Here is a 15873-nt window from a genome sequence, read left to right as displayed (position 1 = left end):
GGATCCGGGGAATCCGCAGCGGGGCCGTGATCGTTGTCGCGGAGGAAACTGCTCGACGACGAGACAAGGAAACCACTGCTCGTGAGCAAGGTCCCCTCCATCACCCTGAACAACGGCGTGCGGATCCCGCAGCTCGGCTTCGGCGTCTGGCAGATGTCGGACGCGGAGGCGGCCGACGCAGTCGCCACGGCGCTGCGTGAGGGCTATCGCAGCATCGACACCGCCGCCATGTACCGCAACGAGGAAGGCACCGGCAAGGCGCTCGCGGCCTCCGGAATCCCCCGTGAGGAGCTCTTCGTCACCACCAAGCTGTGGAACAGCGCTTCGCAGACCTGGACGCGCGAGGCCGTCCAGCGCGAGTTCGACGCCTCCCTGTCCCGGCTCGGCCTGGACTACATCGACCTGTACCTGATCCACTGGCCGCGCCCGATGCGCGACGACTACCTCACGATCTGGCGGGCGTTCGAGGAGATCCACCGCAGCGGGCGCGCGAAGGCGATCGGCGTCTCCAACTTCCAGCCGGCCCACCTGCGGCGGCTGATCGACGAGACGGAGATCGTCCCGGCGGTCAACCAGATCGAGATCCACCCCGACTTCGCCCAGACCGGGCTGCGCGCCTTCAACGCGGAACACGGCATCGCCACCGAGGCGTGGTCGCCGCTGGGTCAGGGCAAGGGACTGCTCGACGACCCGGTCATCGGCCGGATCGCGGCCCGGCACGGCAGGACCCCGGCCCAGGTCGTCCTGCGCTGGCATCTGCAGCACGGCATCATCGTGATCCCGAAGTCCGTGACCCCGTCCCGGATCGCCGAGAACATCGACGTCTTCGACTTCGAGCTCGACGGCGACGACCTGGCGGCCCTCGACGCGCTGGACAAGGGCAACCGGCTCGGCCCGGACCCGGACACCTTCGACTGGAACTGATCCCGGGACCCGTCGCCGGGCCGGTCACCGGGCCCGTCACCGCACGCGGTGCCGTCGCCCGGGCGGCGGCACGGCCGCGCCGCGCGTACGCTGATCGAGGAAAGATCAACGCCTGGCCCCGGAGCACGGGACCTCGGAGCACGGGACGGTGATCACAGATGGCACGGCAGCGACGTCGAACCATCGGGCGCACCGCGATAGGCGCCGCCCTCGTCACGGTTCTTGCGTCTTCGGCAACGGCGACCGCCGCAACGACGTACCGCAGCGACCCGGTCACCACCGGTCACGTCACGACGATCGACGCCACGACGCACACGATGCGCGTCACCGACAACGGCAGAACGGTGATGACCTTCCCGGTAGGCTTCGGGAAGCCCGGATTCCGCACGCCCTCCGGCACCTTCCACGTCCTCGGCAAGGACGCGGTCATCGAGATGACCTCATGCAGCGCACACATCACCTGTGACCGGAGCAGTCCCAGCTACTACGACCTGACGGTCCACTGGGCTGTGCGGCTCACCTCGGGCGGCGTCTTCGTCCATGCCGCGCCGTGGGACTCGCAAATCGGCACGGCCGACACCTCCCATGGCTGCATCCACCTGTCCACGGCGGACGCACGGCGCTTCTATGCCTTCACGCGTCTCGGCGACACGGTGATCGTCCAGGGTACCGGCCGGACCAGTGTCGGCCCGGCCGGCCCCTGACGGCCGACGCGCGCGCAAAGGCTGTTGCGCAAGGGCTACTTAGGGGCGGGCAGCTGCTTGCCGGTCGCGCCGTCGATCAGCTTGCGGGAGTCCAGCGGTGCCTTCAGGGTCGTCTGCACGGGGACGATCTTGGCGAGCGTGGAACACATCTCACCGGGCTTCTGATTGTTGGTCACGACGACCGTGAGCGTGACAGCGGTGAGCGTCTCCTGGGAGACGAGCTTGGCGGTCCGGCATCCGCCGACGACGGCCTTGGCGGTGACCGTACGGTCCTGCGCCGCGAGCGTGACCGGCTGGTTGATCGGCTGTTTGGAGGTCTTGGGGCCGCCGGTCGGCATCTGCATGGGTCCGCCGGGGCCGATGGACCGGCCCGGGCTGACGTGGCTCGCGGGCTGGCCCGCGGCGCTGCCGGCCGTCGTGGAGTGACCGCATCCGGAGACTCCGGTGAGGAGCGCGCCGGCGGCGAGGGTGGCCGCGGCGGTGGGGGCAAGGGGTCGCTTCTTCATGGCCATGTGACGGATGAGGCACCGTTCCGGTTCCGTCACCGGAACGCATGCGGTGAGGTCTACGCTCACGTACGACCACCACCTACCCATCCAGGGGGGAACCATGACTGCTGCTTCGCGCCGTGCCGCGCGCCTGCTCGCCTCGTTAGCCCTGACCGCCGCCACCGCAGCCAGTACGGCCGGTACGGCCGCGAGCGCGGCGCCCGACGCGCCCGCCGGCTGGACGGAGACCGGGAGCTCCGTCGTCAACTCCCTCACCGGAGGCGAGGGTCTGGCCAGCCGCGCCGACGGAACGATCCTCTACCGCGGCCTCGCCTCCATCCCGCTGTCGCTGCGCATGCAGGGCTGGAACCACGTCGGTGATCCCGACATCGCCGGCGGCTACACCTTCGACGCCTACCAGGGCGGCAGCGGCGCGACATCGAAGATGTTCGCCGTCACCACACCCGGCGGGCAGCTCTACGAGTACGTCCACCCGCTCGACCAGGGCGAGATGCTCAACAACTCCTTCGCCACCGTCTCCCCCGACGACCAGTGGCTGGTCTCGGGCGAATGGGGTGACGAGAGCCGGCTGCAGGTCTTTCCCGCGCCGCTGCTCAACCCGTCGACGCCGCGCACCGGCGGCAACCTGCCGCAGGCCGGCCAGATCACCCTCGACCGCACGGTGAGCGACATCCAGGGCTGCGACTTCGTCTCGGGCACCCGGCTGGTCTGCGTCTCGGACGACGCGGCGAAGGACCTGCTGCAGGTGGACCTCCCGCATGCGCTGGACGGCACGCCGGTCACGGGCGCCGTGACGACGCTGCTGCAGCTGCCGCAGCGCAGCGTCTGCTCGGGCACCTTCGAGGCCGAGGGCGTGGACTACGACGTGCGGACGCAGACGTTGCGGGCGGAGGTGATCTCGCCCGGCGTCTGCAGGATCACCACGACGGTATACGCGTACAAGCCCGCCGACGACTGACCGTCGTCCACCATGCGATACGCGATTCCCGAAAAGTGAGACTGCGCGTACGGTGCACATACCGGCGCGACGATCAGAGGTCCACCAGGACGCTCACCGGGAGGGAACCGCGATGCCCGATTCGCAGGCTCGGACAACGACGTACACACACGGCCACCACGAGACGGTGCTGCGCTCACACCGCTGGCGCACCGCCGAGAACTCCGCGGCGTATCTGCTGCCGTACATCGAGCCGGGCACGACCCTGCTGGACGTCGGCTGCGGGCCGGGGACGATCACCGCCGACCTGGCCGAGCGGGTCTCACCCGCCGGCCGGGTCACGGCGGTCGACACATCCGCCGAGGTGCTGGCGGCGGCCGGGCAGGTGGCTCGCGAACGCGGCCTGGACAACGTCGAGTTCGCCGTCGCCGACGTCCACCGGCTGGACTTCGCCGACAACACCTTCGACGTCGTCCACGCCCACCAGGTGCTCCAGCACGTCGCCGACCCGGTCGGCGCGCTGCGCGAGATGCGTCGCGTCTGCAAGCCGGGCGGTGTCGTAGCGGCGCGCGAGTCCGACTATCACGGATTCACCTGGTACCCGCAGCTGCCCGCGCTGGACGAATGGATGGCTCTGTACCAGCAATGCGCCCGGGCCAACGGCGGCGAGCCGGACGCCGGCCGTCGTGTGCTCTCCTGGGCCCGGGCCGCCGGGTTCACCGACATCACGGCCACCGCGGGCACCTGGTGCCACGCCGATGACGCGGAACGCGCGTACTGGGGCGGTATGTGGGCCGACCGGATCGTCACCTCGGCCATGGCCGGGCAGGCGCTGCGCGACGGCTACGCCACCGAGGCGGACCTGCAGCGCATCGCCGACGCCTGGCGCGGGTGGTCGGCCTGTCCGGACGGCTGGTTCACCGTTCTGCACGGCGAGATCGTCTGCCGCGCCTGAGCCCTGACACGCCGAGGGGCGCACGGCCGCCAAGCCGTGCGCCCCTCAGAACGGTTGTCCAGGTCAGGCCACCGAGCGGCGGCGGTGGACCGTGTACGCGAGGCCCGCGCCGACGACGACGACCGCGCCCGCGCCGAGGCCGACCGGCAGCGCCGGGAAGGACGAGCCGGTCTCGGCCAGCTGCTGCGTCGCCAGGTCGTCGGTGGAGGGTGCGTTCGTGTCGCTGTTGTCGGCCGCGGTCATCTGTGCGGTCGGGATGGGCTTGACCGAGGCGACCGAGCCGTTGCTGTTCATAAGCACCTGCTGGTCATGCGGGCGGCCGAAGTCGAACAGGCCGTTCAGCGAGCCCGCCCGCCGGTCGAACGAGGCGTCACCGATCGAGCCCGTCCGCCAGTTGTTCTCGATGAACCGGGTGATCGAGGCTTGCTCGACAGGCGCGTGGTCGACGGAGTTGACCTTGCTGTACGGGGAGATCACCAGCAGCGGCAGCCGCGGCCCGGGGCCGCAGCGGTCCTCGTAGCCACCGATCGGGGCGGGGCCCGCCTGGCAGGCCGGGCTGTCGGTGGCGTTGCCGTCGGAGGCCTTGGTGGAGTCCTTCGAGCCGTTCAGCGGCTGCGCGTACGCGTGGTCGTACCAGCCGTCGGAGTCGTCGTAGGCGACGACGACCGCGGTGTCCTTCCACTGCGGCGACTGCTGGATCTCGTTGATCTCCTTGACGAGGAAGTGCTGCTCGTCGGTCGGGTCGGAGTAGCCGGCGTGCCCGTCCTGGTATTCGGCGGCCTTGAGGAAGCTGACCGCGGGGAGCTTGCCCGCCTTGACCACGGCATCGAAGGCGCTGAGGTCGTACTGGTGGTTGGCCTGCCCGTTGTGGCCGATCTCGTTGATGCTCTTCGGCAGCAGGTGGTGCGGGTTGGCGGTGGACTTGTAGTACTCGAACGGGTCGTGGTGCGGGCTGTAGTCCTCGACCGCCGCACCGCCGACGTTGGTGTGCGTGTCGCCCTTGCACTGGGCGTACGAGCCCTGCTTCCCGTTCCACGGGGTGCTGGGTGCGAAGCCGCCCTGGAACCAGCCCCAGGTGACGCCCTTGGCGTTGAGCAGGTCGCCGATGTTCTTGCCGCTGAGCTCGGCGAGGGCGTTCTTGCTGGTGTGGTCGGAGTCGGCGCAGTCGTCGAACGCCGGGTCCGGGTCGTCTATCACCGTGCCGACGCCCTTGGCGTTCGGCGAGGCCACGGTGTACGGGTCCGGGGTCGCGGTCTGCTTGGGGTTCTCGGTGCCGGAGGAGGGATCGACCGAGATCACGCCGTGGGTCTGGCCGGAGACCAGCTCCAGCGCTCCGGGGGTCGAGGGACCGTAGCCCGAGGCGAAGGAGTTGTCGCTCATCGCGTAGTGCTGGGCGTAGTTCCACAGCCCGGTGACGGTGTTGCCGTCGTAGTAGTCCATCGACAGGCCCGGCTCGCCGTAAAGGTTGCCCGAGCACTTGCTCGTCTCGGTGTCCTGGACGAACTGGTCGGCCTTGCCGCCGTCGTAGGCGTACTGCTCGGGCGAGTAGTTGTGGTTCTGGTCGCAGGTCATCGCCTGGGACGAGCTGAGCCGGGAGGGCGTGTACTGGTTCGGGTTCTGCTTGAGCAGGCCCGCGCTCGCCAGGTTGTTGACCTTCGGTGTGTTCTTCGCCGGCGTGAACGGCGTCCCGTCGGTGTTTGCCGCCTGCGGGTACGTCGCGAAGTAGTGGTCGAACGAGACGTTCTCGTCGTAGATCACCACAAGGTGCTTCACGGGGGTGGCGGTGGGCGCGCCGTGATACGCGGGAGCGGACGCCGCGGCCGCGGACACCGTGCCGCTCGCGGCGGCCAGCGCCACGGCTCCGGCCAGCGCCCCCCACCGCATCGCCCGGCGCCGGGCGCCCGCCGATATGCCTCTGCCGACCATGCTTGTGTCCTCCACTACTGAGCGATGCTCGCGTGCTTCAGTCCGGGCGTGATGTTCGTTGCTCCTTGCGGCAGTCGGGATGAACTGCGGTTGCCGAAAAGTGAACTCCCGATGAGAAACTCCCCGGAAGCTCACAACTTTGTCCTGTTCCTGTCACTGAAGCAAGGACCTGCCCAGCCAGTCTCCCGTGTCCCGTACGCCTGGCAGTGCGAAGAAGTAACCGCCGCCGAAGGGCGTCACATAGTCCACCAGAGGCTCGTTGACCAGCCGCCCCTGCACGGTGGTGAACTGACGGTCGAGATCCTGCTGGTAGCAGCAGAACACCAGCCCCATGTCGAGATTGCCGTTCGAGTCCATGCCACGGTCGTAGTTGTACGCCCGACGCAGGATCCGCTGGTCGGCCGTGGCCGCGGTGCGCGGATTGGCCAGCCTGATGTGGCTGTCCAGCGGGATGACGTCGCCCTTGGGGTCCTGCGCGTACTTCGGCGCGTCGCTCTCCCGGTTGCCGTCGAGCGGAGCGCCCGTGTCGCGCCTGCGGCCGAACATCCGCTCCTGCTCGGTGATGGAGACCCGGTCCCAGAACTCCACCAGCATCCGGATCAGCCTGATGACCTGGTAGCTGCCGCCCGCCGTCCACGCCGGCTCGCCGGACCCCGCTCCCACCCACACCAGGCGGTCCATCTCGCGGGCATCGGAGGTGTCGGGGTTGGCGGTGCCGTCCTTGAAGCCCATGTGGTTGCGCGGGGTGCCGGACGGGCGCGGCGGGCTGACGAAACCGTCCATGCGCCAGCGGATCTGTGCCCCGCCACGGGTGTTGCGGGCGATGTCGCGCAGCGCGTGCAGCACCGTGTCGGGGGCGTCGGCGCACAGCTGCAGGCTCAGATCGCCGTGGCACCAGGCAGGGTCGAGATCGTCGTTGGGGAATTGCTCCATCTGACGCAGCCGCAGCGGCTTGCGTTTCGCGAGCCCGAACCGGTCGTCGAAAAGGGAGGCGCCCACTCCGAGGGTGACGGTGAGCCCGTCGGCGGGAACCTGCGGGCCGAGCGTGCCGGAGTCGGGGGGCGGCGCGGTGATGCCGAGCGGCGGCGGGGTCCCGCCCGCGGTGAGGAAACGGGCCCGGTCGGTGACGGTGCGCAGCAGGTCGGTGAGTTCCGCACGGCTCTCGGCCATCACGTCGAGCGCGAGGCTGACGCAGCTGGGCGGGGCGGGGGTGATGATGCCCGCCTGGTGCGTGCCGTGGAACGGGACGGACGTGGCCGGGGCGGCCGGGGTTTCCTGCGCGCCGGTGCTCGCCCGCGCGGCGTCGGCGCGCACCAGCCCCGCGGCGGCCGCGCCCCCGACCCCGGCCGCGGCGGCCCCACGCAGCACCCAACGACGTGCGACGCGTGCGTCACGTGCAGGGCGTGCGTCGCTCACCGCGCCGTCCCGTTCGCTTCTCCGCCCACCCGGCGAAACCGCCGGCATCGACTCCGACTGCGACCCGGCGGCCGCGTGCGCGTCGCTCACGATGTCCTCCGTACATCGAAGACCGCCGCGACCTGGGCGAGCTGTTCGACCGATTCCGAGAGGTCCGCGTCGACGCGTTCGCGCTGGTCGAGGGTGAGCTTGTCGAACGGTGTCCAGCCGGAGGGGGTGTCGAAGGAGTCGAGTGTGTGCTGCAGCCGGTCCAACTGGGCCTCGAGTTGCGGCAGTGCGGGGTCGCGGGAGGTGAGCAGCGGGCGCAGATAGGCCAGGACGGTGCGGGTGCCGTCGAGGTTGGCGCGGGCCGTGGCGAGATTGCTGCCGCTGCCGTAGTCGGTGCGGCCGGTCAGCTCGAACTGCAGGGTGTTCTCCAGGATTTCGTGAGCGCGCAGTCCCAGGTCGCCCGGGTCCATACGGGCCTGGGCCCATGACGCACGCAGTTGGCTGATGTCGTCGGCCAACTGAGCGGCCGGGCCGCGCAGTTGGGACGCAGACTGCCCGTGCCACAGCCCGTACTCGATGCGGTGGAAGCCGGTGAAGTGCGGGTCGCCTGTGCCGCCCGCGAGCCCAGCAGTGGTGCCGTTGATCGCCTTGTCGGCGTCCCCGAAGGTGCCGTAGGCGGCGCCCATCCGCTCGTAGACCAGGTGCGCGGGCAGCCACGCGCTGCGGGCGGCGGCCAGATCACCGCTGTCGATCGCCGACTTGAGCGCTCCGACCTTCGCCGCCAGATCGGCCATCCGGTCACCGATCCACTTCTGGTAGGAGATGGCGGGCGGGATGAGGTCCTGGAGGGTGACGGGCAGCGCGGCCGGGCCGGAGACGGCTTGCGAGCCGCTGATGGTGACCGTGGTGCCGGTGACCGCGTCGGCGTCGTCCGGGATGCACTTGAAGGCGTAGGAGCCGTTGCCGAGGGTGACCTGGAGCGGCCGTGTGGTGCCCGGGGCGAGGCCCTCGATCTCGCCGAAGACCTTGCCGGTGGCCGCGTCGGTCAGATCGACCTCGGCGGGCGAATCGGAGAAGTTGCGCACGTCGAAGACCTGCAGTCCGCCGTGCGGCCGCAACCATCCGTCACCGCACATCGAGGCGGAGATCTGGACTGCGGTGTGCGGCAGCCCGTCGGACGGGCCCTGTGCGGCGGCGCCGTTGCGTGCCCCGGACGGTACGAGCACGGCCGCGGCCACCGTTCCCGCGGCGAGCACGCCTCCCCCGGCGGCCAGCAGCACACGGCGGCTGCGGGGTATTCGCGGGCGGATCATCACGCCGCTCATCGTAGGGAGCGAAGCGGCTCCGGACACCCACCCTAGGCCGTGGAACCGTGAATTCGTCCGGAGTTCACTGGCGCGGAACCCCGCGTCACCGGGTCGTGGTCGTCGGCTCGACAGCCCGGGGCGCCGACGTCGCCGTGGCGGGCGGTCCGCCGTCCTTGTCGCGCAGCAGCGACATGGCACCGGACGGGTCGAGGGCGAACAGGACGATCGCGCCCACCGCGATCACGATCAGCAACGACCGGGTCATCTGCCACAGGCGGCTGTGTGCGGGGCGTTCCGGCGCCTCCATCTCGTCCCATGCCGATCCGGTGCGCCACCCGACGGGCTCGGCCGGACCCTGCTCCCGCAGTCTGCGGGTCACCATGCGGGCGCGGGCGGACGGCTCCTTCGGGGCGGTCTTCCTGATGGCCGACTCGGAATCGTGCTGGAACTTCTCCCAGACGTCGTCGGGGAGGGCCGAAGAATCGTCAGGCGGAGACGACGGTGTGGTCATGCGGACCGCCTCGGGTCGTGTCGGATCTCGTCGCCCGGGTCGGTGACACGCGTGGCTCGCACGAGAAGCCCCCACAGGCCGGTCGAAGTAGCCTAGTTGTACTGGCAGTCACATATTCACCACAAGAAGGTCACGCGAACCACACGTGCGCCGTGGATCACACCAACGGCGTGATCCACCGGCGCTCAACGGGTGTCGAGCACCCGCGAGCCGCCCACTGGCAGGTCCCACAGCTGATCGCGCGGGCGGCCGGTGGCCTGCCACGCTGCGCGAACCCGGGTGAGCGGCTGCAGCGGCGGCTCCGACGACAGGAGAAAAGCGGCCCAGTGCATCGGTGCCATGATGCGCGCGCCGACGTCCATACACGCCTGGACCGCCTCCTCCGGATCGGTGTGCACGGTACGCAGCAGCCGGCGCGGCGCGTAGGCGCCGATGGGCAGCAGCGCGATGTCGAGCCCGGGGTGGCGGCGGCCGATCTCGGTGAACCAGCGCCCGTATCCGGTGTCGCCCGCGAAGTAGACGCACTGCCCGGCGACATCCCGCATCACCCAGCCGCCCCACAGGGAACGGCAGGTGTCGGCCAGGGTGCGCCGGCTCCAGTGGTGTGCGGGGACGAAGTCGAAGCGCACGCCGCCGAATTCGGCCGCTTCCCACCAGTCGAGCTCGGTGACGCGGGTGAATCCGCGCCGCCGGCACCACCGGGCGAGCCCGGCCGGGACGAAGAGCGGGGTGGCGCGCGGCAGGCGGCGCAGCGTCGGTGCGTCGAGGTGGTCGTAGTGGTTGTGGCTGACGACCACCGCGTCCGCGGGCGGCAGGGCATGCCAGGGAATGCCGACGGGTGTGATGCGTGGCGGGGTGCCGAGGATGCGGCGGGACCAGACGGGGTCGGTCAGGACGGTGAGGCCGCCGATGCGCACCACCCAGCTGGCGTGCCCGGCCCAGCTGACGGCGATGGTCTCCTTGTCCACCTCCGGCAGCGGCTCCGGGGCGAAGGGGAGCTGGGGGATGTCCGTGGCACGGTCCTGGCGGCTCGGGTGGAAGCCACCGTGGCGGCCGACCCGGATGAGGTCACCGAAGCCGGGCAGCGGGTCGGTGAGCCGGTCGGCGAAGGAGCGCGGCCAGCTGCGCCGCTCCCCCAGCGGCCGGGTCCCGGCGGATTGCCCGGCCCGGGCCTGATCGGTCTGATCGGTCTGATCGGTCACTGCATCTCCTTCGTGAGCGTCTCCGCCCGCGAGGCGGAAGACGCGGCTTTCGCCGCCCTCTGCGCGTCGCCCGCAGAGGGCTTGTCGGCTCGTCGGGCGAACGCCGGCCGGCTCGTCAGGCGGTCAGTTCGATGAGTGCTCGGTCCAGCCCTGCCAGCGCCCCGGCCACATGCGGGACCTGAAGCGGCTCGGCCGCTTCCAGAGCCGTGCGCCGCTGGGCGGGGGTGCTGCCGTAGAACGCGGAGGTGGTGATGCGGACCCGCAGCGCCGCCGGGTCCTCGCCGAAGCGGTGGCCGCTCAGGCATGCGGGCAGCCGGTCCTCCAGCTCGTCCGACCGGGTGATGCCGCATGCGTCGAGGGCCGGCCGCAGCGGGGTCAGGTCGGGATAGAGGTGAAAGCCGGCCTGCGGAGGCGGGCACACGGCGCCCCGTGCGGTGACGGTGCGGTGGGCGGCACCCGCCACCGCTGCGTGCAGCCGGTTGGCGGCAGCGGCGTGTGCGCGCAGCTCGGGCGGTTCGGTGAGTGCGAGCACTGCTGCGGCGCGGACGGGAGCGGCGGCCACCGCACGTGCGGCAGTGAGCGCTTCCATGACAGGTCTCTGGAGTGCGGCGGCCGGCCCCTCCTCGGGGAACCGGGCGAGGGCGGCCGGCCAGCCGGGCGGCATCAGCCCGGCGCCCAGGTCGGTGAGGACGACGGTGCGGTCGTGCAGCATCTCGGCCGGGCTGACCAAGACGGTGTGCGGATCGTGCAGCACGTCCCGGTACGTCTCGTCGGAGACGATCAGCAGCCCGGCGTCGGCCGCCGCCTCGCATGCCTCGTGCAGCAGCTCGGGCGGGGTGACGCTGCCGGTGGGGTCGTCGGCGACGGAGAGCACCAGCAGCCGAGGATCCGCCCCGTCGGCGCGGGCCCTGCGCACCGTCTCCAGCAGGGCGAACGGATCGGGCACACCGCCGCAGTCGGAGGGGGTGGGCGTGTAGTGGGCGGTCCGGCCGAGCAGCCGGGCCTGCGGCTCGTACCAGGCCGGGCCGGGCCGGGGCAGCAGCAGATCGCCCCCGGCCGCGGTGAGCAGGGCGAGCAGCACGGATCCCGGCCCCGGGCCGAAGACCACCCGTTCAGGCCCTGTGGGCAGCCCGCGCCGCTCCCAGTATCCGCAGGCGGCGGTGCGCACCTCGGGGCCGCCCCCGACGGGCTGCGGCTCGCCGTCGTCCGGGGCTGCGGCCGCAAGCCGCTCGGCGAGCAGCGGCGGCACCGGCAGGCCGGGATCGGTGATGGCGGGCTTGGCGGGCCGGGAACCGGCTGCGGTCCGCTGCATCCGTACCTCCGGTGGACGGCAGGCCACGAGACGGCCGGCCTGGGAAACGGCTGATCAGAGGCGACCTTAGATCCTGCGGCAGCGGCGGACCCGGATCTTCCGCGGGACCGCGTCCGTGCGCCCGCGCCCTGCCCTCTGCGAGGTTTCCCCCGCCCGTCACGGGTTATCCGGCTCTGTGTGACGTGAGGAGGCAGCCATGAGCACCACAGTGGCCGACCAGATCCTCACCCGGTTGCGCGAGTGGGGCGTCACCCATGTCTTCGGTCATCCCGGCGAGGGGATCAACGGGCTGCTCGCCGCATGGTCGCGCGCCGGGAGCGATCCGCATCTCATCGAGGCCCGGCATGAGGAGTCGTGCGCGTTCCAGGCCGTGGGCTACGCCAAGTTCAGCGGTCTGGCCGGGGTGTGCACGGCGACGTCCGGGCCGGGCGCCATCCACCTCCTGGGCGGGATGTTCGATGCGAAGCTCGACCACGTGCCGCTCGTGACGATCGTCGGCCAGGCCGACCGCGGCGCGACGGGCGGCCCGTACCAGCGCAATGTCGATCTGAACGCCCTGTTCAGGGACGTGGCCGCCGACTTCCTCGAGACGGTCACCGCCCCCGACCAGCTCTCCGGTGTGCTCGACCGCGCGATCCGCACCGCGTACGGGCGCCGCTGCCCGACGGCCGTGATCGTCCCGGCCGACGTGCAGTTCGCCGAGTACGCGCCGTCCGCCCGCGAGTTCACCATGGACCCCGCCACCATCGGTACCGAGCAGTGGGCGCCCATGCCGGACAGCGACGCCCTCGAACACGCCGCCGAGGTGCTCAACTCCGGCCGCAAGGTGGCCATTCTCGCCGGTCAGGGCGCCGCCGGGGCGCGCGCCGAGGTCGAGCAGGTGGCCGACGTGCTGGGCGCCGGGGTGGCCAAGGCACTGCTTGGCAAGGACGTGCTCAGCGATGAACTCCCCTATGTCACCGGCCTGATCGGCATGCTCGGCACGCGTCCTGCGTATGACCTGATGCGGGGCTGCGACACCCTGTTGACGATCGGCTCCGACTTCCCGTACACCCGGTTCCTGCCCGCGTTCGGCGAGGCGCGCGGCGTGCAGATCGACATCGATCCGCACCGTGTCGGGATGGGTTACCCGTACGAGGTGAACCTCGTCGGCGACGCCCGCATCACGCTGCAGCGGCTGCTGCCCAAGCTGCGACGCAAGCCCGACCGCGGCTGGCAGGAACAGGTCATCGCCGACACCAGGCGCTGGCAGGGCGAGATGGAGCGGCGTGCCGCGCTGCCCGCGGAGCCGGTCAACCCCGAGCATGTGGCGCGGGAACTGGATCCGCTGCTGCCCGAGGACGCGGTCCTCACCTGTGATCCCGGTCCTGTCGCCGCCTATTACGCACGCCATCTGCGGATCCGCGGGACGATGCGGGCGTCGCTCTCGGGGACGCTGGCATCGGCGGGCAGCGGCGTGCCGTACGCCATCGGCGCGAAGTTCGCCTGCCCGGACCGGCCCGCGATCGCACTCGCCGGAGACCACGCCATGCAGATGAGCGGCCTCGCCGAGCTGATCACGGCGGCACGGTACCGGGACGCGTGGAAGGACCCGCGTCTCGTGGTGGGTGTCTGGAACGGCCGCGGGCCGGGCCGGACGGTGCCCGACGTCTCCTACGCGGCCTTCGCGGCCTCGCTGGGACTCACCGGGATCAGGGTGACGGAGCCGGAAGAGGTGGCGGGTGCGTGGCGGAGCGCGCTGGACGCCGACGGACCCGCGGTCGTGGAGTTCCTCACCGGAGACGTGACGTGACCGGCCGGGAGCGCCGGGCCGGATCAGGCCCCCACCGGGCGTGCTGCCGTGCGAGCGCGCGCCCCCTGCCTGGTGCGCCCCGCGAGCGGGTTGCGCGTGGGATGGCGGCGCAGATACTCGCCTTCGAGCGCGGCCATGCGCGCACTGTGCGTGCGCAGCGCCTCCGCCGATCCGAACAGCAGCGTGTCGTGCCGGGTCCGGTGGAGTGCTTCCAGCTCCCTGAGCAGCGTCCGGTCGTCCAGCAGCTCCGGTGCCACACCGGTGGGGTGCTCAGCCATGGCGCGTTCCTTCCCGGATGCGTCTCTCCCCCTGCCACCAGATTAGGTGCCCGCGCGGCGCTCAACCATACGGGTGGACGACGGAGTGGCAGCGACGAGGACGGAGTGCGCATGAGCCGCCCGGAGTGGGTAAGAAGCAGAACACCTAGCGGACAATCCGGGAGGAATGTCATGCAGCGAGGTAGTGACCGGCTCAGCTTCCACAAGGACGACGAGATGAAGCACGAGCTGAAGGGGCTGATCCGCTCGGGTCGCCCCACGAGGGTCGAGGAATGGCACGACCCGGAGCCCGGCGCCGACGACGACCCGCGGGTCGCGACGGGCAACGTTCCCTCGGGCGCGACGGACGAGGTGTCGTTGCGCTTCGAGCTCGCCCGGCACCTGCGGCGCGGGGCGTTCCCGGCGAAGCGCGGAGGGCTTGTCCACGACCTGGCCGAGCAGCATGCCCCCGATGATCTGACCGAGATGGTGCGCCGACTGCCGGGCGGCAGGACGTACCGCAATGTGCAGGAGGTCGTCGACGAGCTGCGCCGCGAGTGAGATGGCGCGGGTCAGATGCCGCGGGTCAGATGAGGGATGACAGCGCGGGCGCCGCCCTGCCGGTCACGGCGGAGCGGCGCCCGCTCGGTGGATTCAGCCTCAGCCGCCGGTCAGCGTCGCCAGCGCCCGTACGCCCTCGCCCTGGACGGTGAGCGTGTCGGGCGAGCCGGCGTCGATCGACAGCGACAGGTCGTCGGCCGGCCAGCCCTGGCTGAGCGTGGCGAGCCGGATGGTCCGGTAGCTGCGCACCTGCGGCAGGGCGCGGGTCATCCGCTCCTCGGAGGTGAAGACCGGCACCAGACGCAACCCGTCGCCCTGCTCGAAGACGGGCAGGGCGAGCGAGCCGGGCTCCTCGCCCTCCGGATTGACGGAATCGTCGGGCACGGGCAGCAGCACTTCACTGGCGGCCAGGGTGCCCAGCGCCACCGCGTTGGTCCCGTCGGCGGCGAGCAGGTGGAGTGCCTGCTGGACGGGGGTGGGATCGCCCGTGGGCGTGTTCTCGGTCATCTGTCCGTCTCCTTCTCTGGTCGTGCGGGCCGTCGAGTCGGCTCGGGTACCCGAGGGAGCGGCAGGCATGCGTGATGCCGCCCGTGAGGCTGAAAGCCAGTCGCAGAGCGTCCCGGCCGCCCGTGTGGGGGAACGGACGGCCGGGCGCGGGGTCAGGTGATCACGGGATCACAGGCCCGCCTCGAATGCCGGGAGGTAGGCGCCGGACTGACCTGCGGCCGTGGGGTGGTAGGAGTCGGAGATCGGCCACGTCAGGGAGTGCAGCCACTCGTCGGAGTCGCACAGCTGGTGTCCGGCGAAGTAGGGCCGCACGTCCTTGAAGGTGAAGTTCCCGTACTTGGCGACCTCACCCGCGATGACGCTGTCGAGGAGGTCGGCGCCCTGGTCGAGGGCGGTGCGCTTGGTGGAGTCGAGCCCGACGCAGGAGCTGGACTGGGACAGGTCGTAGAACTCGGGGTACCCGAGCACCACGACGTGTGCGTTGGGCGCGTCGCTGCGGATGTCCGAGTACAGCGTGTCCAGCCATCCGGGAAGTTGGTTCTTCGTCGTGTTCTCGGCAGTGTGGATGGCGCTGAGGCAGTAGCTGTCGTCGCCGAGGACGCAGTCCTCCATGACCGTGGAGAAGCCGACATCGTTGCCGCCGTCGGTCACGCTCACCAGTGTGGTACCGGAGTTGAGGGCTCCGAGCTGGCTGCTCTCGGTGCTGCTGGTGGTGGCGCCGGTGCAGGCCTGGAAGCTGAAGGAGCTGGGGTTGGTCGCCGTGTCGTAGAGGTACGGGTAGGCGGCTGTGCTCTGGTCGCAGCTATTGAGGTAGTTGCTGGTCGAGCCGACTCCGGAGGAGTACGAGTCGCCGAGGGCAACGTAGTTGACGCCGCCGGCGGACGCCGACGAGGCGCCGCCGAGTGTGATACCCAGGGCCGCCGCGAGCGCGACGGCGGAGGCGAGCAGGGGTGATCTACGCACAGGGTCCTCCACGGGGTGTTGCGGAAGAGTGATGTACGTACCCGCGGGTTGCCGCGGGACTTACTCCGAGGTAACCGCAGCGCAACACGCCCGAATAGAGGC

Annotated in this window: 16 protein-coding genes; 6 read left to right on the top strand and 10 right to left on the bottom strand. The window is 70.9% G+C overall.

Annotated features, from left to right (window positions below; all coding sequences use genetic code 11):
* Nucleotides 1–81: 81 nt before the first annotated feature.
* The gene (locus tag NGB36_RS25015; protein WP_255922737.1) at nt 82–924 is read left to right on the top strand and encodes an aldo/keto reductase; all 843 of its coding nucleotides are present in this window, start codon (nt 82–84) and stop codon (nt 922–924) included.
* Between the two features lie 158 nt (nt 925–1082).
* The gene (locus NGB36_RS25010) at nt 1083–1628 is read left to right on the top strand and encodes a L,D-transpeptidase (RefSeq protein ID WP_255922736.1); all 546 of its coding nucleotides are present in this window, start codon (nt 1083–1085) and stop codon (nt 1626–1628) included.
* A gap of 35 nt (nt 1629–1663) precedes the next feature.
* Here the strand turns inward: NGB36_RS25010 and NGB36_RS25005 are convergent, their stop codons facing one another.
* A complete protein-coding gene (locus tag NGB36_RS25005) occupies nt 1664–2134 on the bottom strand; it encodes a hypothetical protein (RefSeq protein WP_255922735.1) in 471 nt (156 codons plus the stop codon).
* 103 nt (nt 2135–2237) lie between these two features.
* On the opposite strand from NGB36_RS25005, the gene NGB36_RS25000 reads away from it, so the two are divergent.
* Both NGB36_RS25000 and NGB36_RS24995 read left to right on the top strand, forming a co-directional pair.
* Nucleotides 2238–3095: a hypothetical protein gene (locus tag NGB36_RS25000; protein WP_255922734.1), complete on the top strand. Its 858-nt coding sequence runs from the start codon at nt 2238–2240 to the stop codon at nt 3093–3095.
* A 112-nt stretch (nt 3096–3207) separates the two neighbouring features.
* Entirely contained in the window at nt 3208–4029 is an 822-nt protein-coding gene (locus NGB36_RS24995) for a class I SAM-dependent methyltransferase (RefSeq protein ID WP_255922733.1), read from the top strand.
* A 63-nt stretch (nt 4030–4092) separates the two neighbouring features.
* Here NGB36_RS24995 and NGB36_RS24990 read toward each other — a convergent pair whose 3' ends face one another.
* The 6 genes from NGB36_RS24990 to NGB36_RS24965 all read right to left on the bottom strand — a co-directional run bounded on the left by NGB36_RS24990 (nt 4093) and on the right by NGB36_RS24965 (nt 11691).
* Nucleotides 4093–5955 carry a phospholipase C gene (locus NGB36_RS24990; RefSeq protein WP_255922732.1) on the bottom strand — a complete coding sequence of 621 codons (1863 nt, stop codon included), beginning with the start codon at nt 5953–5955 and terminating at the stop codon, nt 4093–4095.
* A gap of 153 nt (nt 5956–6108) precedes the next feature.
* Nucleotides 6109–7461 carry an iron uptake transporter deferrochelatase/peroxidase subunit gene (gene efeB, locus NGB36_RS24985; protein ID WP_255922731.1) on the bottom strand — a complete coding sequence of 451 codons (1353 nt, stop codon included), beginning with the start codon at nt 7459–7461 and terminating at the stop codon, nt 6109–6111.
* Nucleotides 7458–8672: an EfeM/EfeO family lipoprotein gene (locus tag NGB36_RS24980; protein WP_255922776.1), complete on the bottom strand. Its 1215-nt coding sequence runs from the start codon at nt 8670–8672 to the stop codon at nt 7458–7460. Before NGB36_RS24980 ends, efeB begins: the two co-directional genes overlap by 4 nt.
* Nucleotides 8673–8769: 97 nt before the next feature.
* Nucleotides 8770–9177 (bottom strand): hypothetical protein, encoded by a 408-nt coding sequence (locus tag NGB36_RS24975; protein ID WP_255922730.1) that lies wholly within the window; start codon nt 9175–9177, stop codon nt 8770–8772.
* 185 nt (nt 9178–9362) lie between these two features.
* The gene (locus NGB36_RS24970; RefSeq protein ID WP_255922729.1) at nt 9363–10379 is read right to left on the bottom strand and encodes an MBL fold metallo-hydrolase; all 1017 of its coding nucleotides are present in this window, start codon (nt 10377–10379) and stop codon (nt 9363–9365) included.
* 115 nt (nt 10380–10494) lie between these two features.
* Complete coding sequence (locus tag NGB36_RS24965) at nt 10495–11691, bottom strand: pyridoxal phosphate-dependent aminotransferase (protein ID WP_255922728.1); 1197 nt, start codon at nt 11689–11691, stop codon at nt 10495–10497.
* 196 nt (nt 11692–11887) lie between these two features.
* On the opposite strand from NGB36_RS24965, the gene NGB36_RS24960 reads away from it, so the two are divergent.
* Complete coding sequence (locus NGB36_RS24960) at nt 11888–13483, top strand: thiamine pyrophosphate-requiring protein (RefSeq protein ID WP_255922727.1); 1596 nt, start codon at nt 11888–11890, stop codon at nt 13481–13483.
* Between the two features lie 23 nt (nt 13484–13506).
* Here NGB36_RS24960 and NGB36_RS24955 read toward each other — a convergent pair whose 3' ends face one another.
* Nucleotides 13507–13761 (bottom strand): DUF6158 family protein, encoded by a 255-nt coding sequence (locus NGB36_RS24955; protein ID WP_255922726.1) that lies wholly within the window; start codon nt 13759–13761, stop codon nt 13507–13509.
* A gap of 171 nt (nt 13762–13932) precedes the next feature.
* On the opposite strand from NGB36_RS24955, the gene NGB36_RS24950 reads away from it, so the two are divergent.
* Complete coding sequence (locus tag NGB36_RS24950) at nt 13933–14301, top strand: DUF2795 domain-containing protein (protein WP_255922725.1); 369 nt, start codon at nt 13933–13935, stop codon at nt 14299–14301.
* Between the two features lie 99 nt (nt 14302–14400).
* Here NGB36_RS24950 and NGB36_RS24945 read toward each other — a convergent pair whose 3' ends face one another.
* The gene (locus NGB36_RS24945; RefSeq protein WP_255922724.1) at nt 14401–14808 is read right to left on the bottom strand and encodes an SseB family protein; all 408 of its coding nucleotides are present in this window, start codon (nt 14806–14808) and stop codon (nt 14401–14403) included.
* Nucleotides 14809–14976: 168 nt separating this feature from the next.
* Entirely contained in the window at nt 14977–15771 is a 795-nt protein-coding gene (locus NGB36_RS24940) for an SGNH/GDSL hydrolase family protein (RefSeq protein WP_255922723.1), read from the bottom strand.
* Between the last annotated feature and the right edge of the window lie 102 nt (nt 15772–15873).

It is taken from the genome of Streptomyces humicola, from assembly GCF_024436035.1.
Lineage (GTDB): Bacteria > Actinomycetota > Actinomycetes > Streptomycetales > Streptomycetaceae > Streptantibioticus_B > Streptantibioticus_B humicola.
The sequence above is the reverse complement of the archived record's forward strand: the minus strand, read 5'-3'. Positions and strand labels throughout refer to the sequence as shown.

Bases quoted from the DNA above. Each gene is read 5' to 3' on its own strand.
- NGB36_RS24950 (WP_255922725.1), top strand. From the start codon at position 13,933: ATGCAGCGAGGTAGTGACCGGCTCAGCTTCCACAAGGACGACGAGATG.
- NGB36_RS24955 (WP_255922726.1), bottom strand. From the start codon at position 13,761: ATGGCTGAGCACCCCACCGGTGTGGCACCGGAGCTGCTGGACGACCGG.
- NGB36_RS24965 (WP_255922728.1), bottom strand. From the start codon at position 11,691: ATGCAGCGGACCGCAGCCGGTTCCCGGCCCGCCAAGCCCGCCATCACC.
- NGB36_RS24980 (WP_255922776.1), bottom strand. From the start codon at position 8,672: ATGATCCGCCCGCGAATACCCCGCAGCCGCCGTGTGCTGCTGGCCGCC.
- NGB36_RS24975 (WP_255922730.1), bottom strand. From the start codon at position 9,177: ATGACCACACCGTCGTCTCCGCCTGACGATTCTTCGGCCCTCCCCGAC.
- NGB36_RS25000 (WP_255922734.1), top strand. From the start codon at position 2,238: ATGACTGCTGCTTCGCGCCGTGCCGCGCGCCTGCTCGCCTCGTTAGCC.
- NGB36_RS25010 (WP_255922736.1), top strand. From the start codon at position 1,083: ATGGCACGGCAGCGACGTCGAACCATCGGGCGCACCGCGATAGGCGCC.
- NGB36_RS24960 (WP_255922727.1), top strand. From the start codon at position 11,888: ATGAGCACCACAGTGGCCGACCAGATCCTCACCCGGTTGCGCGAGTGG.
- NGB36_RS24990 (WP_255922732.1), bottom strand. From the start codon at position 5,955: ATGGTCGGCAGAGGCATATCGGCGGGCGCCCGGCGCCGGGCGATGCGG.
- NGB36_RS25005 (WP_255922735.1), bottom strand. From the start codon at position 2,134: ATGAAGAAGCGACCCCTTGCCCCCACCGCCGCGGCCACCCTCGCCGCC.
- NGB36_RS24995 (WP_255922733.1), top strand. From the start codon at position 3,208: ATGCCCGATTCGCAGGCTCGGACAACGACGTACACACACGGCCACCAC.
- NGB36_RS24945 (WP_255922724.1), bottom strand. From the start codon at position 14,808: ATGACCGAGAACACGCCCACGGGCGATCCCACCCCCGTCCAGCAGGCA.